An 18,585-nucleotide genomic window follows, 5' to 3' on the forward strand; every position below is an offset into this window, starting at 1 on the left:
TTTTGCACCTTGAAAATCGCATACAGAATGAATATTCAATTTTAGAATATCTAGACATCCGAGGTGATACGATGAAAGTCGTATCCAAGATATAAACGTATGCTCTGTGAAAGCAGAGCGACCAACCCGCATGTTCTTGCGCTAGAGAACATGTAAGAGGTTAAACAAAAAAGAGCGTAGGGCGGATGCCTTGGCACTAAGAGCCGATGAAGGACGTGATAAGCTGCGATAAGCTGCGGGGAAGAGCAAATATCTATTGATCCGCAGATTTCCGAATGGGGAAACCTACTGCAGAAGAGCTGCAGTGACTGTGCGTGAATCCATAGCGTACAGCCGGGAACCCGCTGAACTGAAACATCTAAGTAGGCGGAGGAAGAGAAAACAACAGTGATTCCGTAAGTAGCGGCGAGCGAACGCGGAAGAGCCCAAACCGCAGTGCGTGCACTGCGGGGTTCGGACTGCACACGGGAATTGAATCGTTACCGGAAAGACTTTGGAACAGTCTGCCAGAGAGGGTGAAAGCCCCGTACGGGAAAACGAGTTAAGACCCAGCAGGATCCAGAGTACCACGAGACACGTGAAACCTTGTGGGAAGGCGGGGGGACCACCCCCTAAGGCTAAATACTACTTAGTGACCGATAGTGCATAGTACTGTGAAGGAAAGGTGAAAAGGACCCCGGGAGGGGAGTGAAAAAGAACCTGAAACCCTATGTTTACATGCAGTGGAAGTGCGATACATGAACGCACAACCGCGTACTTTTTGTAGAACGGTCCGGCGAGTTGCCGGTGCTGGCAAGGTTAAGGACTACAGGTCCGGAGCCGAAGGGAAACCGAGTCTTAATAGGGCTTACAGTCAGCATCGGCAGACCCGAAACCGGGTGATCTATCCATGTCCAGGTTGAAGTCCCCGTAAAAGGGGATGGAGGACCGAACACACATCCGTTGAAAAGGGTGGTGATGAGGTGTGGATAGGGGAGAAATTCCAATCGAACCCGGAGATAGCTGGTTCTCCTCGAAATAGCTTTAGGGCTAGCCTCGACTTAGTCAGACGGAGGTAGAGCACTGAATTCCTGAGGGGGCGTCAAAGCCTGCCAAGGGATATCAAACTGCGAATGCCGTCCTGATGATGGTCGGGAGTCAGACTGCACGAGATAAGTTGGGCAGTCAAAAGGGAAAGAGCCCAGACCTACAGCTAAGGTCCCAAAATACGTGTTAAGTGGAAAAGGATGTGGGATTTCGAAGACAGCTAGGATGTTGGCTTAGAAGCAGCCACACATTCAAAGAGTGCGTAATAGCTCACTAGTCGAGAGGTCCTGCGCCGAAAATTTCCGGGGCTAAAACACGATACCGAAGCTTAGGAATGTAGTAATACATTGGTAGAGGAGCAATCTCAGAGTGCCGAAGCGCTACCGCAAGGAAGCGTGGAGTTCTGAGAAGAGAGAATGCCGGAATGAGTAGCGAGAATGATGTGAGAATCATCATGGCCGAATATCCAAGGATTCCAGGGTAAAGCTGATCTGCCCTGGGTAAGTCGGGACCTAAGGCGAGGGAGAGATCCGTAGTCGATGGACAGCAGGTTCATATTCCTGCACCTGACATGATCAGAACTGTGGGGACACAGGAACAAAACCGGACCCGGGAGAGCAAAGACCGGGCGAAGCGAAGCTAGGAGTGTGGTAGGCAAATCCGCCGCACAATCCGAAAGCGTGACAGGGAGCGAAATATAAGTAGCGAAGCCGGTGGAGGGACTGTCGAGAAAAGCCGCTATTGTATCATGTCAGCCCGTACCGCAAACCGACACAGGTGGATGAGGAGAGAATCCTAAGGCCGGCGGGAGAAGCATTGTTAAGGAACTCGGCAAAATGACCCCGTAACTTCGGGAGAAGGGGTGCTGCAGAGATGCAGCCGCAGAGAAAAGGCTCAAGCAACTGTTTAGCAAAAACACAGGTCTATGCGAAACCGTAAGGTGAGGTATATGGGCTGACGCCTGCCCGGTGCTGGAAGGTTAAGAGGAGAGGTTAGCGAAAGCGAAGCTTTGAATTTAAGCCCCAGTAAACGGCGGCCGTAACTATAACGGTCCTAAGGTAGCGAAATTCCTTGTCGGGTAAGTTCCGACCCGCACGAAAGGCGTAATGATTTGAGCGCTGTCTCAACAATGCACCCGGTGAAATTGAAGTACCAGTGAAGATGCTGGTGACCTGCGCCAGGACGGAAAGACCCCATGGAGCTTTACTCCAGCTTGATACCGGGATTCGGTGTTACTCGTACAGGATAGGTGGGAGGCTAAGAAGGAAGGACGCCAGTCTTTCCGGAGCCGCTGTTGGGATACCACCCCTGTGGCACTGGATTTCTAACCTACATCCGTAAACCGGATGGGGGACAATGTCAGGTGGGGAGTTTGACTGGGGCGGTCGCCTCCGAAAGCGTATCGGAGGCGCTCAAAGGTTCCCTCAGAATGGTTGGAAACCATTCGAAGAGCGCAAAGGCAGAAGGGAGCTTGACTGCGACACCGACGGGTGGAGCAGGTACGAAAGTAGGACTTAGTGATCCGGTGGTATAAAGTGGGATTGCCATCGCTCAACGGATAAAAGCTACCCTGGGGATAACAGGCTTATCACTCCCAAGAGTTCACATCGACGGAGTGGTTTGGCACCTCGATGTCGGCTCATCGCATCCTGGGGCTGAAGTCGGTCCCAAGGGTTGGGCTGTTCGCCCATTAAAGCGGTACGCGAGCTGGGTTCAGAACGTCGTGAGACAGTTCGGTCCCTATCCGGCGCGGGCGTAAGATATCTGAGAGGAGCTGTCCTTAGTACGAGAGGACCGGGATGGACTGACCACTGGTGCACCGGTTGGGGAGCAACCCCATGGCCGGGTAGCCAAGTCGGGACGGGATAAACGCTGAAGGCATCTAAGCGTGAAGCCCCCCTCAAGATGGGATATCTCATGCGAAAGCGGTAAGACCCCTTGAAGACGACAAGGTAGATAGGAGAGAGGTGTAAGCGTGGTGACACGTTCAGCTGACTCTTACTAATCGGTCGAGGGTTTAACCAAAGGGTTTGGGAAGAGATGAATAGATGATTGAAGAGATCATTCTGTGTGTGGTTTTCAGGGTGTGAACATGCGATAGTGGCGTAGTTGGTAACGCGCGACCTTGCCAAGGTCGAGACCGCGGGTTCGAGTCCCGTCTATCGCTCTCAAGAGAAGAGTGTTCTGCGAAAGCAGAGCGCTCTTTTTTTTGCATTGAAATGAATTGCATAAAAATACGTTGACTAGCATAAAGAAAAGTGATAAGTTATCTGGCAAGAGATGTTTACCGAGATAAAGCGGTGAAGTGACAGAGCATAGAATATATATTTTGTGCGGACATCTCAGGCAGAACAGAAGGAGGGAATGTATGATGAAGAAACGATGGAAACAAGCTGTTTCGTTGCTGCTGGTCTCTGCTATGACAGTTGGGCTGGCTGCCTGTGGTGCTTCCTCCAAGGACGGAGCTGCGTCCGCAGGGGCGACAACAACAGCAGCAAACGGGGGCTCAGCTTCCGGGACGTCCGACCTGAATGTCATGTTGGAGACGCCTGTGGAGGCGCTGGATCCACAGCAGGCAGTCGATGGAACGTCTTTTGAGGTGATCGCGGATTATACCGATGGTCTCTACCAGATGGATAAAGATGGAGAGGCAGTTCCGGCGCTCGCAGCCGACACACAGATTTCTGAAGATGGTCTGAGCTATACGTTCAAAATCAGGGATGACGCAAAGTGGAGCAATGGAGATCCGGTTACGGCGCAGGATTTTGTCTTTGCGTGGCAGAGAGCTGTTGATCCAAAGGTTGCATCAGAGTATGCATATATGCTCAGTGATGTCGGTCAGATTAAAAATGCAGCCGAGATCATTGCCGGGAAAAAAGACAAGAGCGAACTCGGCGTGACAGCAGTAGATGACAAAACTCTCAAGGTAGAACTGAATGTTCAAGTTCCCTATTTCCTGGGACTTATGTATTTCCCAACATTTTATCCGGTCAACCAGAAGTTTTTCGAGTCCTGCGGCGATACCTTTGCTACAAGTCCGGAGACAACCCTGTCGAACGGAGCGTTTATTCTTGACAGCTATGAACCTGCTGCGACAACCTTGCATCTCAAAAAGAATCCGGATTACTATGATGCTAAACGGGTTAAACTCACTGGCATCAATTACCAGGTGATTCAGGATTCTCAGCAGGCGCTGATGAGTTATCAGACAGGCGCTGTTGACACTACGCTTGTGAACGGCGAGCAGGTTGATCAGGTGAAGGACGACCCAACGTTCCATGCGATTGCGGCAGGCTATCTCTGGTATGTGGTGCCGAATATCAGCAAGGTCAAGGAGCTCAGCAATCTGAATGTTCGTCTTGCAATGACCATGGCAATCAATCGCGAGAGTATTACGACCGGTGTTTTGAAAGACGGTTCGATTCCAACTTATACAGCGGTTCCAATCGACTTCGCGACAGGACCGGATGGCTCTGACTTTGCCGGGGACCAGAAGAAGTTTGAGAATGTCTGCAAGTTTGACGCAACTGCAGCTGCGGACTATTGGAAGAAGGGGCTTGGAGAGCTCGGCGTCAGCAGCATCAGCCTCAATATGATAGTGGACGCTGACGATGCGCCGCAGAAAGTCGCACAGGTTTTGAAGGAACAGTGGGAGACCACCCTTCCGGGACTCACAGTCAACCTTGTTGTGGAACCAAAGAAGCAGAGAGTTCAAGATATGCAGGATGGCAACTTTGAAGTTGCACTCACAAGGTGGGGGCCTGACTATGCGGATCCGATGACCTACCTTGGCATGTGGGGCACGGGTAATTCCAATAACTACGGCGAGTGGAGCAATGCGGACTATGATGCGATACTGGCGGCATGCACAACAGGCGATCTGGCAATGGACGCAGCAGGTCGCTGGGCAAAACTGCTTGATGGGGAGAAGATTGTCATGGACAATGCGGTTATTTTTCCGCTGTACACACAGTCCAATGCACAGATGATTTCTTCCAAAGTAACAGGTATCGACTATCATCCGGTCGCTCTGAACCGTGTTTACAAAGACACTGTAAAATCTAATTAATCCTCACAGTGCGAAGAGGCCGCGTCATGTATGTGGCGCGGCTTCTTTTTCAATTTCTGAAAGCAGGCAATTACATTGAAAAAATATGTTCTCAAACGAGTTCTGACTGCTGTTTTCACGCTGTTGGTCATTCTGCTGGTTCTGTTCATTTTGATGCAGCTCATGCCAGGTTCACCCTTCAACGATGAAAAGCTGAATGCTGAACAGAGAGCTCTGTTATATGCGAAGTATGGCTTGGATCAGCCCGTGGTCCTTCAATTTTTCAGGTACGTATTAAATATGCTCCGCGGGGACTTTGGCGTCAGTTATAACATCTCCAAAAACACGCCGATCGCACAGTTGATTGCACAGCGTCTTCCCATTTCGATTGGAATCGGCGGCATGGCAGTCGCAATCGGGGCGCTGGTTGGTTTGCTGCTCGGATTGGTTGCAGCGTTGAACCGAGATACTATCTGGGATTCTCTCGCGACGGTTATTTCGGTCATTGGCGTCTCAGTTCCCTCTTATGTGTTTGCACTGGCACTTAGTTTTCAGTTCGGGTTTAAGCTTCACTGGTTTCCGATGCTGTACAGCACGAAGGAAGCACTGAATGCAAGCGTATTGCCGAGTATCGCACTCTCGATGTTTACATTGGCTTCGATCGCGCGATTTACACGATCGGAAATGGTAGAAGTTCTTGACAGCGAGTATATGCTTCTCGCGGAATCGAAAGGGCTGTCCGGAAGAGCACTGCTGTTCCGGCACGCACTTCGCAACGCCCTGATTCCGATCATTACGGTTCTGGCGCCTCTGATTGTCGATTTGATGACCGGTTCTCTCGTCGTCGAGAAAATTTTTGCGATTCCCGGCGTCGGTTCACTGCTTGTCAACGCAATCCAGAGCAATGACTACAATGTCGTGATTTCTCTGAGCTTCATCTACTCGGCGATGTATATCGCAATTATGCTTGCTGTCGATATTCTCTACGGCATCATTGATCCGAGAATCAGGTTGGCAAAGGAGGGAGGCTGAGATGAGCGAAACAGCAGTGAAAACGGATGCTGCGGCATATGTTCCCACAGCAAAAGACTTTTGCTTAAAAAACAATACGAAAGAGCTTGCCATCGACACAAATTTTGCCGCGCAGAGTTTTTGGAAAGAGGCGTTCATCCGCTTTGTCCGGAAGAAAAGCGCAATGGTTGGGCTGATTCTGATTGCTCTGATCGTGGTGCTGGCGGCCGTCGGCCCGAAAATGAATGCGTACTCTTACAGTGCGCAGAACATTGCGCAGAAAAACTTTGCACCCCGTGTTCCCGGACTCGAGCAGTTTGGAATTCTGGATGGCAGTGAGACCATTTTGACGACGAGCGGATCTAAGAAAGTAAACAGTTATCGGGAGAAAAAACTTGATAACGTCTATTACTGGTTCGGGTCGGATAATTTCGGGCGGGACCTCTGGACCAGAACCTGGTCCGGCGCACGCGTGTCTCTGATGATTGCGATTGCGGCAGCAGTGATTGATATGCTCATCGGCATGAGTTACGGTTTGATCTCCGGATATTTTGGGGGCAAAGTCGATATCATCATGCAGCGCATTCTGGAAATCTCAAACGGAATTCCGCGGCTTGTGATCGTAACGCTTCTTCTGTTGATATTGAAGCCGGGGATGTTGACCATTATCTTTGCGCTGATGCTGACAGAGTGGATCGGTATGAGTCGTATTGCGCGGGCAGAGATGCTGAAATTAAAGGAACAGGAATTTGTACTTGCCTCCCGGACACTCGGGGCAGGTCCTTTCTTCATCATTTTCAAGGAAATTCTGCCCAATATCATTGGTCCGATTATCACACAGGTCATGTTTTCCATTCCCACGGCCATCTTCACAGAGGCTTTTCTTTCTTTTGTGGGACTGGGAATTCCGGTTCCGGAGTGTTCGTTGGGCTCTCTGATCAGTGATGGCTTCAACTCTTTCACGACGCACTCGTTCCAGATTCTTCCGCCGATCACCGTCATGGCGCTTTTGATGCTGAGTTTCAATCTGGTCGGCGATGGGTTGCGCGAGGCGCTGGATCCGAAGTTGAAGGAGATGTAAGAGGGAGGTAAGTCCATGAGCGAAGAAAAAATACTTGATATCCGCGATCTCGACATAACATTTCAGACGACGGCGGGTGCCGTGCATGCAATCCGCGATGTCAACATTGATCTCTACAGAGGGGAGACGGTCGCCATTGTCGGCGAGTCGGGATCCGGAAAGTCTGTTACAATGCGCGCGGCAATGGGCATACTCGCGAAAAATGCAGTGATCAATCACGGAAACATAGAGTTCCGCTATTGTCACGACGACGGCACGGCAGAGAAAGTGGATATTCTCACGAAAGACAAGAAATGGATTCGACGGCATATCAATGGCAAGCGGATTGCAATGATTTTCCAGGATCCGATGACATCGCTGGACCCCACAATGCAAATCGGCAGACAGATTATGGAGGGAATGATCTGGCACTATCATACGCCGAAGAAGGAGGCCTACCGGAAGGCTGTTCAACTGTTGGATGAGGTTGGAATTGAGAATGCCGAGAAGTGCATGAAGGCATATCCGCATCAGCTCTCCGGCGGCATGAGGCAGCGGGTTGTCATTGCGATTGCGCTCGCCTGTAACCCCGATCTTCTGATTTGCGATGAGCCCACGACGGCACTTGACGTCACGATTCAGGCGAAGATTATAGAGCTGATCCGCAGAGTTCAAAAAGAGAGAGGACTCTCTGTTGTTTACATCACCCACGACTTGGGCGTTGTCGCAAAAGTTGCGGACTATGTGAATGTCATGTACGCCGGGAAAATTGTCGAGAAGGGCAAGAGCAACGAAATTTTCTACGATCCGAGACATCCTTACACATGGGGGCTGCTCTCCGCGATGCCGGATCTCGACACAGATGATGACAGATTGTGTACGATTCCCGGCTCTCCGCCAAATCTGCTGCATGAGAAGGCGGGAGATGCGTTTGCACCGAGAAATGTGTACGCGCTCGCGATTGATGATAAACTCGATCCGCCCATGTTTCAAATTACCGACAGCCATTGTGCGGCGACCTGGCTTCTCGATCCGAGGGCACCGCGGGTGGAGATGCCGACAGAGCTAAAACGAAAAATTGAGCGGATGAAGAAGGAGGCGGAACAGTATGGCGGCGAATTATAATGCAGAGCCTCTTCTCGAAGTGAACGGACTCAAGCAGTATTTTCAGGTCAGCAGAACATATGCGGTCAGAGCGGTGGATGATGTCAGCTTTAAGATTTGGCCCGGCGAGACTTACAGTCTGGTCGGCGAATCCGGTTCGGGAAAGTCGACAATCGGCAGAGCAGTCATTCGCCTCTATAACCCGACGGCCGGAACGGTTCAATTCAACGGCATGGATATCTCCGGGAAGATGAGTCGTCAGACCGAGAAAAACCTCCGCAGGCAGATGCAGATGATCTTTCAGGATCCGATGGCGTCGTTGAATCCGAGAAAGACGATAGGGGATATTATAGGCGAAGGGCTCGACATCCACCACAGCTGTCAAAATGCCGGGGAAAGAGAGGCGCGCATTAAGGCCATGCTCCGGAAAGTCGGTCTGGATCCGGAGCACCACTCGCGCTATCCGCATCAGTTTTCCGGCGGACAGAGGCAGCGCGTCGGCATTGCGCGGGCGCTCATGATGAATCCGAAACTCATTATTGCGGACGAGTGCATTTCTGCGCTGGATGTCTCAATTCAGGCGCAGGTTGTAAATCTCATGAAGGATATTCAAGAGGAGACGGGGACGGCGTATCTCTTCATCGCGCACGATCTCGCGATGGTCAAATATATCTCCGATCGAATCGGTGTCCTGCATCTCGGGCATTTGTTGGAGACCGGATCCAAGGATGAAATCTTCTCACGCCCGATTCATCCATACACGAGAAGTCTTCTGTCTGCCATTCCTGTGCCGAATCCGATTGTGGAAAAACAGAGGATTGCTGAAATTTACGACTATAAGACTTCCGGCATCGACTACAACAAGGGGACGAACCATCTTGTCGAGGGCACACACTATGTGCGGTGCACGGATCAGGAGTTTGAAAAATGGGTCGGTGCTGCTTCCCACACTCGCCTTTTTGGCACAAATCAGCTATACTGAGACAAATGTGTCAGGAGATGAAGGAGTAAGGGAAGCAGATGCAATACGAAGGTGATGTCTACCGCCCGCCGAGCGAGGCGCGCAGTTTAATTATTCAGGTAACCATAGGATGTTCGCACAACAAGTGCACTTTCTGCCACATGTACACGGACAAGCAGTTCCGCGTGCGAAAGCGGGAGGAGATTCTTGCCGACCTCGACGAGTGCCGGGATACCTACGGTCCCTATGTGCAGCGCGTTTTCTTCGCGGACGGCGATGCGCTGGTCGTGAAAACCGAGCTCCTCTTGGAACTCTTACACTATGTGAAGAAAAACTTCCCCTATGCCGAGCGCATTACCTCCTACGGCACGGCGAAGGATGTGCTGCGAAAGTCGGAGGAAGAGCTGGTAGCGCTTCGGAAAGCCGGACTCGCGATGATTTACCTCGGCGCGGAGTCGGGGGACGATGAAGTACTCGTGCACATTCAAAAAGGCGAGACGGCGGAGGAGATTATCGCGGCAGGGCAGAAGTTAAAGCGCTGCGGCATTCAGACCTCGGTGACCTTAATTTCCGGCCTCGGCGGCAGCGCGGGCATGGAGGCGCACGCCGTGAAGTCTGCGGAGCTCATCAACGCAATGAACCCGGAGTACGCTTCGATTCTGACCCTGCACCTCTCGCCGGAGTCGCCGATGGCGAAGGAGATACAGCGGGGCGAGATGGAGCTCTTAAAGCCGGATCAGATCATGGATGAGACGGAGCTCTTCTTAACGCATATCGACTCGCCGGGAACCGTGTTCCGCACGAACCACGCCTCGAACTATCTGGCGCTCGCGGGTACCTTTAATCAGGATCTGCCGCGCCTCCTCCGCGAAGTGCGAGAGGCGCGCGAGCACAGCCGCTACCGCATGGAGAGCTGGCGCAGAAGGCTCTGAGCAAGTGTCAGGCGTACGGAAACTTGCTTTTTTCTTTGCCATAGCTTCTTTGAAAGGGTACAGTTTCAGGAAAACGCTATAAAATTTGCCTGCTTTGTTTGCGTACGGATATTCACGGCAGCAGTCGATGTCAGCGCGGGTATGGAGGCGCACGCTTCGATTCTACCCCTGCATTTCTCACCCGAGTCGCCGATGGTCAGGGAGATACAGCGGGGCGAGACGGAACGCTTAAAGCCGAATTAGATTACGGAAGCAAAAAAGAGAGAAACCGCAGCAGAAAGCGGTTTCTCTCTTTTCATGTATCAAAGTAGCGAAAGGATGCGACAGCGGCAAAAAGCGAACGGTACGGAGAACCGCACAGGACGCCTCACTGTGCAGCTGCCTCGGCCTCATCCGAGAGCGCACCGTAGCGCGACTTGAGCTCTGCGATAAACTCGTCCTCGATGTCGGTCGGGCGCTTACTCTCTTTCGTGAGAATGCCAAAGCGCAGATGCTCGTTGGTCGCACGGAGCGGAATATTCACGACATTGTAGTGCATGCCCTCGTCGGGATATTTCGGAATGCCTATCGTGTAAAAATTGGAGCGCGCAAGGAGCCTAATCTGCTCCATGCGATCGTTGACATAGGCGATTTTTGCGGAGTCATTGAGATCCACAATGCCGTTCTCGGTCGCAATGTGGTAAAAAAAGTTCTCGTACTGCCCGATGTAGCGCACAAAGCCGTAGTTTAAGAGGTCGCGAATATCCAGTTCCCGGACCTCCTTGCCGCGGAGCAGCTCGTGATTCATCGAGAGAAATACATAGGGCTTAAAGCGGGCAATGCTCTGAAAGCGAAGCCGCTTGTTTTCAAAGTTCCGGAGCATGCTCTCGCTCTCGGAGACGGAGAAGTGTAAGACCCCGATTTCCGAATAGCCGCTGGCCACATCATCCACGACATCCATCGCATCAGTCTCCCGGAGGCGAAGAAACAGGCTCTCTTGGTCCTGGTGGCGGCAGACAACCTCATTGAAGCAGACCGCCGTGTGGGAGAAGCGGGTCATCGAGACCACGAGACGACTGCCCTGCTGGTGCGTCTGGTTGATGAAGCGGTCGAGGCTGTCCATCTCGTCGAGAATCACCTGACAATGTGAGAGAAAACTCTCGCCGTTTCTGGTGAGCCGCACGCCCTGGTTGGTGCGCTGAAAGAGGTCAAAGCCGACTTCCTCTTCGATGCTCTTAATGATATGCGAGAGCTGGGGCTGGGAGATATACATGGCTTTCGCAGCCTGATTGATGGAACCGTAACGCGCGACACCGACAAAGTATTTCAAATTTTTAGTATCCAAGCAAGCCTCCGAACTGTCTTTGCGGCGGCAGCGCCGCCCTTATGCTGTTTCTATCATAACATAAAACCTGCCTTGTCCCAAAGGTCAATTGACAGTTCCGCAGGGCTTGCGTAAAATAGCAAGAGTCGGCGCCCGTGGCGGAATTGGCAGACGCGCTGGATTTAGGTTCCAGTGGGAGACCGTGCAGGTTCAAGTCCTGTCGGGCGCAGCAGGAGTCCTGTCACAAAAGCGGTTCACACGAGAGCGGTGTGAGCCGCTTTTTGTCATAGTGGGACAGGAGCCGGGGGGCATGGTACAATAGAGAAAAAGCGGGGGAGGTATGCGGATGAAACGGCGAGGCAGAGGCTTCGTGTTGGCCCTGACAATCGGATTTTTCAGCTGTTGGATGGCTGCCTGCGGAAGTCTTGGTGGGAAAACGAAAGCGCAGCCCTCCGCCGAAGAAGAAATCGGCAGCGAGGCGCCGGGCACCGCCTGCCGTTTTCGAGATTTCACGGCGGAACCGGTTCAAGTCGGTTGCGAACCCGGGGCAACAGAGGAGGAGACAAGGTGAAAGGCAGTAAACGGAGCGCGGTTTGCGGCGCGGTGATCATCGGAATGATAAGCGTGAGTCTGCTCACCGGCTGCGGGCATAAAAAGAACACTGCGGCACAGACATCCGCCGAGGCGCTGACCATTCAGGCGGAGAGCAGCATTCCGGACATTAAGGCAGAGGCCGCTGAGGCGGCAGAGAGCGAGGCTGCCGCAAAGACGGTGACTGTCGACCTGAAAGTCGAAAAACACAAGCAGGAGGGCAGGCATATGGTGCGCGCCGGTGCGCAGACCATCTCGGTGCCGACCTCGTTTGAGGGCCTGCAGAAAGAGGGCGCGGTATTCAGCGGTGAGAATGAAATCGTGAAGGCCGGGGCAACCGGGAGTTGCCGCGTGCAGTATCGGGGCTCCTTCGGACACATTCGGGTCAATGTGCGGAACAATCAGGACGAGGATTTACCGGTCAAGGACTGCACGATTAAGGGCATCGAGATCGGCAGTTCCGATCCGGATCCGGATCTCACCCTCTACGGGATTCCGATGGGAGCAACGAGACAGCAGGTTGCGGATGTCTACGGAGAGCCTTTTTCGAAGACCTTTGACAACGAGAAGCATATGTCCAATATGGTATATCAGTTCGGCGAGGACATTTACTCGAACCAGGTCGTGATGATTCTGTTTCAAAACGGCAGAGCGGTCGCCGCAAGTTACGACGACTTTTCGCTCTCGGAGCGCTGATTGCATCCGGACAGAAAAATCCCCGGCAGTATCGTTTGGATACTGCCGGGGATTTTTTTAAACCGCGGTGCTCTTTTCGTTTTGCTTCACCAGATTTTTCGGATGATAGCGATGTCTGGTCAGGAAGAGGTAGAGGCTCAGCGCGACGGAGGTCGTGATCCAGCTGATCGGGTAAGCCGTCATCAGGGTCAGAATATCGCGGTGCAGCGGCACGGCGAGGAAAATCCAGAACAGGCGGAGCACACAGACGCCGATCATGGTCATAATCATGGGCATCCAGCTGTTGCCCATGCCGCGCAGAGTGCCGGAACAGAGCTCAATCGGAATGTAGGTGATAAAGAAAGGCACCACATAGTGAATCAGGCGCCGGCAAATCGCGAGGACAGCGGGATCTTTCGTGAAGAAGTGCAGGAAATCCATGCCGAAGAACCAGATGACGGCCGAGAGAAAGAGGGTCGCGAATGCGGAGAGCGCGAAGGAGACGCGGAAGCCCTGAAAGGCGCGTTTTACCTGTCCTGCGCCGTAGTTTTGTCCCACGAAGGTCGTAATCGCAATGCCGAAGGCATTGATAACCATCCAGAACAGCACATCCATCTTGCCGTAGGCTGTGACGGCGGCAATGGTGTTGGTGCCGAAGCTGTTGACGGTCGCCTGCACAATGATATTCGAAATGGTATACATGGTGCTCTGCAGACCGGCCGGGAGACCGACATAAATCATTTTTTTGAGCCAGCCGAAGTCCATGCGGAGTTCCCGCGGGTTGAGACGCACTTCGCTGTCCGTGTGGAGCAGGACATAGAGAACCATAATCGCAGAAGCCGCCTGTGAGAGTATGGTTGCGAGTGCAGCGCCCGCGACGCCCATGTGGAGAGAGACCACGAAGACCAGGTCGAGCACAATGTTGCTGAGACAGCTTAGAATCAGGAAGTAGAGCGGGCGTCTGGAGTCGCCGATCGCTCTGAGCACGGCCGCCCCCATGTTGTAAAAGAGATTCGGAATCATGCCGAGGAAGTAGATGCGGAGATAGGCGGAGGCCTCCGGCATGATTTCATCCGGCAGAGACATTGCACGGAGCGAGAATCTGGTCAGCGCGAGGCCGAGCACCATGATCACGACGCCGGAAACCAGCGAAAAGGCCAGAGCCGTGTGGACACTCTTTGAGACCGCGTTCCGGTCGCGCGCGCCGTAGTACTGTGAGATGATGACGCCGCAGCCCGAGGAGAGGCCGATGAAGAAGCCGACAAACAGGTTCACGAGCTGGCCGGTCGCACCGCCGACCGCGGCGAGGGCGGTATTGGTGCCGACAAAACTGCCGACAATCACGGTATCTACGGTGTTGTAGAGCTGTTGGAAAAAGGTACCGAGCAGAATCGGAAAGAAAAACAGTAAAAGTTGTCCGGTGATGGGGCCCGTCGTGATTGACGGCGCCTGTGTCTTGGCTTTCATGGAGCGCTCCTCTGAAAAAAGAATAGGTCTAAAAAGCATAGCACAGGCGGTTGACAATGAAAAGATTCCCCACGAAAAAGAAAAGAAGTGCTATACTAAGTAGCACAGATATTATGAGAAAACAGGATTATCTCAGCCGGGAGGACGGGGAATCCGTTCGATGTTGAAGGAGAAAAGAATACGAGTTTATGAGCAAACGAAAGAGGGATGAAGGGGGGCTCTATCGGCGCCTGCGAGATTTGATTCTCGGCGGCGACGATGCGGACACGGAAGATTTTGCGTTGCCGGAAGAGCTCCAGCAGAAATACAGAAAAATTTGTGAGGAGCTGAAGGCTTGTCCGCCGGAGGAACGGGAGAGCAAACGAAAAGAATTAGAGGCTAAGTATCACATTGAAATTTCCTTTGATCCGGAAACAGACGAGTACTCCTTTCGGGAGGAGCCGCTGACCGGCAGCCTGAAAAATCGGATGCAATCACTGGGCGGACATGTGTCCGAAAGTCTGATTCCGCGCTGGATGCGCGGTGACGACGGAGAAGAGGAGGACGACGAGGAGTACGAGAATCCGGAGGGAGGCGATCCGGGCGATGACGACGGCAATCGCGGCGGGCGCGGTTTCGGCAGTCTGTTGTTCCCGTTGCTCATGCTGCTTGCGGTTGTCATGCTGTTTTTCAATTTACTGTTGCCCCTCGGCGGCAAGCGAAACAGCGCGCAGGTCAAAGAGGTCTCGTACACGGAGTTCTTGCGCCGCATCGATGAAAAGTCGATTGTCTCGGCGAAAATCGGCAATTCGGTGATTCGCTTTGACGTGAAACCGGAGGGCAAGAAATACACCTTGCACTATGTGACAACGCGCATGGACAGCGACCGGGACCTGCCCGAGAAGCTCTATCAGGCAGGCGCGGTCGTGACGCGGGAGCGCTTTGATATCGGCGGTCTGTTGCTCTCGGGCGCGGCGCTCTTTTTGCCGGTCATTCTGATTTTTGTCGCGATGAACTTCCTGATTCGGCGCATGGGTGTCGGCGGGGGCGGCGGCGGTTTCATGGGCGGTGTCACCAAGAGCAATGCGAAGATCTATGTGCAGAAGGAAACCGGCGTTACCTTTGCCGATGTCGCCGGTGAGGACGAGGCAAAGGAGAGTCTGACCGAGATTGTCGACTTCTTGCATAACCCCGAGCGTTTCCGGGAAATTGGTGCAAAATTGCCGAAGGGGGCGCTCCTCGTGGGACCGCCCGGAACCGGAAAAACGCTGCTCGCGAAGGCTGTCGCAGGTGAGGCCAATGTGCCTTTCTTCTCGCTCTCGGGTTCCGACTTTGTCGAGATGTATGTCGGCGTCGGCGCGTCCCGTGTGCGAGACCTCTTCCGCCAGGCGCAGGAGGCTGCACCCTGCATCATCTTCATCGATGAGATCGATGCGATCGGAAAGAGCCGCGATTCGCGCTACGGCGGCGGCAACGACGAGCGGGAGCAGACCCTGAACCAGTTGCTCTCGGAGATGGACGGATTTGACTCCTCGAAGGGGCTCCTCGTGCTTGGCGCAACCAACCGTCCGGAGATTCTGGATCCCGCACTCCTGCGCCCGGGGCGCTTTGACCGCCGCGTCATTGTGGAGCGGCCGGACTTAAAGGGCAGAATCGAAATTCTGAAGGTGCATGCAAAGGATGTCATGCTCGATGACACCGTGGACTTTGATGCCATCGGTCTCGCGACGAGCGGGGCAGTCGGCTCGGAGCTCGCGAATATGGTCAACGAGGCTGCGATACTCGCGGTCAAGAACGGACGGAAGGCCGTGAGCCAGAAGGATCTCTTTGAGTCGGTCGAGGTGGTTCTGGTCGGCAAGGAGAAGAAAGACCGCGTGATGAACCAGAAGGAGAGACGCATTGTCTCGTATCACGAGGTCGGTCACGCGTTGATTTCCGCGCTCCAGAAGAACGCGGAGCCTGTGCAGAAAATCACGATTGTGCCGCGCACCATGGGTGCGCTCGGCTATGTCATGTATGTGCCGGAGGAGGAGACCTATCTCATGTCGAAGAAAGAGCTTGAGGAGCGGCTGGTCTCGACCCTCGGCGGCAGAGCGGCGGAGGAGCTGGTCTTCGGCGATGTCACGACCGGCGCGCAGAACGACATTGAGCAGGCAACCAACATCGCAAAGTCGATGGTCACGATGTACGGCATGAGCGAGAGCTTCGGTCTCATGGGTTTGGCGCGCGTGGAGAATCAGTATCTCTCCGGAAGAACCGTGATGGACTGCTCGGATCAGACCGCCGCACAGGTGGACAAGGAAGTGGAGCGCATTCTGAAAGAGGCTTATCAGACAGCCCTGCAGCTGCTTCGCGAAAACCGCATGGTGCTGGATCAGATTGCGGACTTCCTGATTAACCGCGAGACCATCACCGGCAAGGAGTTCATGCGGATTCTCCGGAAGGTGAAGAACCTGCCGACGCCGCTCTCCGAGCAGGAGCCCATCCTGATCTGAGGCGGATTACAAAAATGAAAAAGTCCGGCCGGGGTTTTAAAACGGGCTAAGCGGACAAAAAGAGTCGGCAAAAATTCAGAAGGCGGACAAACTTCTCTGCCGTCATGAAGCAGCCGAGCTGTCTTTCTTGCGCAGAGCCCTGTATGCACTACGGAAAGAATCGCTTCGCATCCCGGTAATAGCGCTGTAAGGTCTGTACGATGATGATTACCCCCGGGTTTGCCACCGCGACATAAGAGCCGCAAGACTCTCGCAGAAAGAAGCGGACAGTTCACTGTTATAGTTATAGTTCGGCCTGCTTGCGGATAAAAGCAAGGGGACACCCGTCGGGTGTCCCCTTTTGTATGAGAAGAACTTCTCAGTGATAGATTTTCTTGTTCTCGTAGCGCGGCTCGCTCGTAAGTTGGAGGCCGAGCTTATTCAGAATGCGGATATCCACCTCGGAGAGCATGACAGAGGTGTGCACCTGGCAACCGCGGAGCTTTTTCAACTGTTCCAGCGCCTTGGCGGCATTCGGGTCGCTCGCGGCGTTCATCGAGAGCGCAATCAGAATCTCGTCGGTGTGGAGGCGCGGATTCTTGGAGCCGAGATAGTTAATCTTCAGCGCCTGTACGGGCTCAATGACAGTCGGGGAAATCAGTTTGATTTCGTCCGGAATGTCGCCGAGCGTCTTGACGGCATTTAAGAGTACGGCTGCGCTTGCGCCGAGCAGTTCGGAGGTTTTGCCGGTCACGATGCGGCCGTCCGGCAACTCGATCGCAGCGGCCGGTGCGCCGGTCACTTCCGCCTTGAGGAGCGCTGCGTGCACCACCGGACGGTTTGCCGTGGTCACGCCGGCCTGCTTCATCAGGAACTCAATCTTTGTGACCTCGGACTTTCGGGATTCGCCCTTCACGAGGCGGTCCATGGTGGTGTACCAGCGGCGGATAATCTCTTGGCGTCCCGCCTCGCGACACACCCCATCGTCGACGATGCAGTTGCCTGCCATATTAACGCCCATGTCGGTCGGAGACTTGTAGGGGCAGCTGCCGTAGATGCCCTCGAACATGGCAGAGAGCACAGGGAAAATCTCCACGTCGCGGTTATAGTTGACGGTCGTCTTACCGTAGGCTTCGAGGTGGAAGGGGTCAATCATATTGACATCGTTTAAGTCAGCGGTCGCAGCCTCGTAAGCGAGATTCACAGGGTGATTTAAGGGAAGGTTCCAAATCGGGAAGGTCTCGAACTTCGCGTAGCCGGCCTTCACGCCGCGGCGGTTTTCGTGGTAGAGCTGGGAGAGACAGGTTGCCATTTTGCCGCTGCCCGGTCCCGGTGCGGTCACAATGACGAGGGGTCTCGTGGTCTCGATGTACTCGTTCTTGCCGTAGCCATCCTCACTCACAATGAGCGGCACATTTGCGGGATAGCCGTCAATCGAGTAGTGGCGATAGACCTTGATGCCCATGGCCTCGAGCTTGCTCTTAAACTGGTCGGCCGCATTGGTGTAGCGGGTGATGACGACGGAGCCGACATAGAGACCGGCGTCGCGAAAAGCCTGAATCAGACGCAGCACATCGACATCGTAGGTGATGCCGAGATCGCCGCGAATTTTATTCTTCTCGATATCCGCAGCGGAGATCGCAATGACAATCTCAGCCTGATCGGCCAGCTGCAGCAACATGCGGAGCTTGCTGTCCGGCTGAAAACCCGGGAGCACGCGGGATGCGTGGTAGTCGTCGAAGAGCTTGCCGCCGAATTCGAGGTAAAGCTTGTCGCCGAACTTGGAGATGCGCTCGCGGATGTGCTCAGACTGCATGCGGAGGTATTTATCGTTGTCAAACCCAATTTTCATATCCACTCCTTTGCGCCGAATTCCGCCCGACCCTGTGCCGGGTGCATTTGACACGCACGAGATTGTATCATAGCTTTGCAAAAATGTGGTATACTTTTTGCC

12 protein-coding genes, 2 tRNA genes and 1 rRNA gene are annotated in these 18,585 nt (G+C 53.6%); 12 read left to right on the forward strand and 3 right to left on the reverse strand.

What is annotated here, in order from left to right:
• The first annotated feature begins 158 nt into the window (after positions 1-158).
• The 8 genes from HMPREF9623_RS08500 to HMPREF9623_RS08535 all read left to right on the forward strand — a co-directional run bounded on the left by HMPREF9623_RS08500 (position 159) and on the right by HMPREF9623_RS08535 (position 10,142).
• A 23S ribosomal RNA gene (locus HMPREF9623_RS08500) occupies positions 159-3,051 on the forward strand.
• Between the two features lie 69 nt (positions 3,052-3,120).
• A tRNA-Gly gene (locus tag HMPREF9623_RS08505) sits at positions 3,121-3,193 on the forward strand.
• Between the two features lie 201 nt (positions 3,194-3,394).
• Positions 3,395-5,095 carry a peptide ABC transporter substrate-binding protein gene (locus tag HMPREF9623_RS08510; protein ID WP_009533490.1) on the forward strand — a complete coding sequence of 567 codons (1,701 nt, stop codon included), beginning with the start codon at positions 3,395-3,397 and terminating at the stop codon, positions 5,093-5,095.
• A 75-nt stretch (positions 5,096-5,170) separates the two neighbouring features.
• Positions 5,171-6,106 carry an ABC transporter permease gene (locus HMPREF9623_RS08515; protein ID WP_009533491.1) on the forward strand — a complete coding sequence of 312 codons (936 nt, stop codon included), beginning with the start codon at positions 5,171-5,173 and terminating at the stop codon, positions 6,104-6,106.
• A gap of 1 nt (position 6,107) precedes the next feature.
• Entirely contained in the window at positions 6,108-7,166 is a 1,059-nt protein-coding gene (locus tag HMPREF9623_RS08520) for an ABC transporter permease (protein WP_009533492.1), read from the forward strand.
• A gap of 15 nt (positions 7,167-7,181) precedes the next feature.
• On the forward strand, positions 7,182-8,270 hold the full coding sequence (locus HMPREF9623_RS08525) for an ABC transporter ATP-binding protein (protein WP_009533493.1): 1,089 nt from the start codon (positions 7,182-7,184) through the stop codon (positions 8,268-8,270).
• Positions 8,254-9,231: an ABC transporter ATP-binding protein gene (locus HMPREF9623_RS08530; protein ID WP_009533494.1), complete on the forward strand. Its 978-nt coding sequence runs from the start codon at positions 8,254-8,256 to the stop codon at positions 9,229-9,231. The genes HMPREF9623_RS08525 and HMPREF9623_RS08530 overlap by 17 nt, the downstream gene beginning before the upstream one ends.
• A gap of 38 nt (positions 9,232-9,269) precedes the next feature.
• Positions 9,270-10,142, forward strand: a complete 873-nt coding sequence (locus HMPREF9623_RS08535) for a B12-binding domain-containing radical SAM protein (RefSeq protein ID WP_009533495.1) — start codon at positions 9,270-9,272, stop codon at positions 10,140-10,142.
• Positions 10,143-10,509: 367 nt separating this feature from the next.
• On the opposite strand, the gene HMPREF9623_RS08540 is transcribed toward HMPREF9623_RS08535, so the two are convergent.
• Positions 10,510-11,466: a LysR family transcriptional regulator gene (locus HMPREF9623_RS08540; protein WP_009533496.1), complete on the reverse strand. Its 957-nt coding sequence runs from the start codon at positions 11,464-11,466 to the stop codon at positions 10,510-10,512.
• A 128-nt stretch (positions 11,467-11,594) separates the two neighbouring features.
• On the opposite strand from HMPREF9623_RS08540, the gene HMPREF9623_RS08545 reads away from it, so the two are divergent.
• From HMPREF9623_RS08545 to HMPREF9623_RS08555, 3 genes are all read left to right on the forward strand, one after another.
• Positions 11,595-11,674, forward strand: a tRNA-Leu gene (locus tag HMPREF9623_RS08545).
• 117 nt (positions 11,675-11,791) lie between these two features.
• Positions 11,792-12,016 (forward strand): hypothetical protein, encoded by a 225-nt coding sequence (locus HMPREF9623_RS08550; RefSeq protein ID WP_009533497.1) that lies wholly within the window; start codon positions 11,792-11,794, stop codon positions 12,014-12,016.
• Positions 12,013-12,732, forward strand: coding sequence for a hypothetical protein (locus HMPREF9623_RS08555; RefSeq protein ID WP_009533498.1), 720 nt, complete (start codon positions 12,013-12,015; stop codon positions 12,730-12,732). Before HMPREF9623_RS08550 ends, HMPREF9623_RS08555 begins: the two co-directional genes overlap by 4 nt.
• A 57-nt stretch (positions 12,733-12,789) precedes the next feature.
• Here the strand turns inward: HMPREF9623_RS08555 and HMPREF9623_RS08560 are convergent, their stop codons facing one another.
• Positions 12,790-14,178 (reverse strand): MATE family efflux transporter, encoded by a 1,389-nt coding sequence (locus HMPREF9623_RS08560; RefSeq protein WP_009533499.1) that lies wholly within the window; start codon positions 14,176-14,178, stop codon positions 12,790-12,792.
• A gap of 188 nt (positions 14,179-14,366) precedes the next feature.
• Here HMPREF9623_RS08560 and ftsH point away from each other — a divergent pair, with 188 nt between their 5' ends.
• A complete protein-coding gene (gene ftsH, locus HMPREF9623_RS08565; RefSeq protein ID WP_009533500.1) occupies positions 14,367-16,652 on the forward strand; it encodes an ATP-dependent zinc metalloprotease FtsH in 2,286 nt (761 codons plus the stop codon).
• Positions 16,653-17,010: 358 nt separating this feature from the next.
• Here ftsH and HMPREF9623_RS08570 read toward each other — a convergent pair whose 3' ends face one another.
• Complete coding sequence (locus tag HMPREF9623_RS08570) at positions 17,011-18,483, reverse strand: DUF1846 domain-containing protein (RefSeq protein WP_009533501.1); 1,473 nt, start codon at positions 18,481-18,483, stop codon at positions 17,011-17,013.
• Positions 18,484-18,585: the final 102 nt, after the last annotated feature.

It is taken from the genome of Stomatobaculum longum, assembly GCA_000242235.1.
Lineage (GTDB): Bacteria > Bacillota > Clostridia > Lachnospirales > Lachnospiraceae > Moryella > Moryella longum.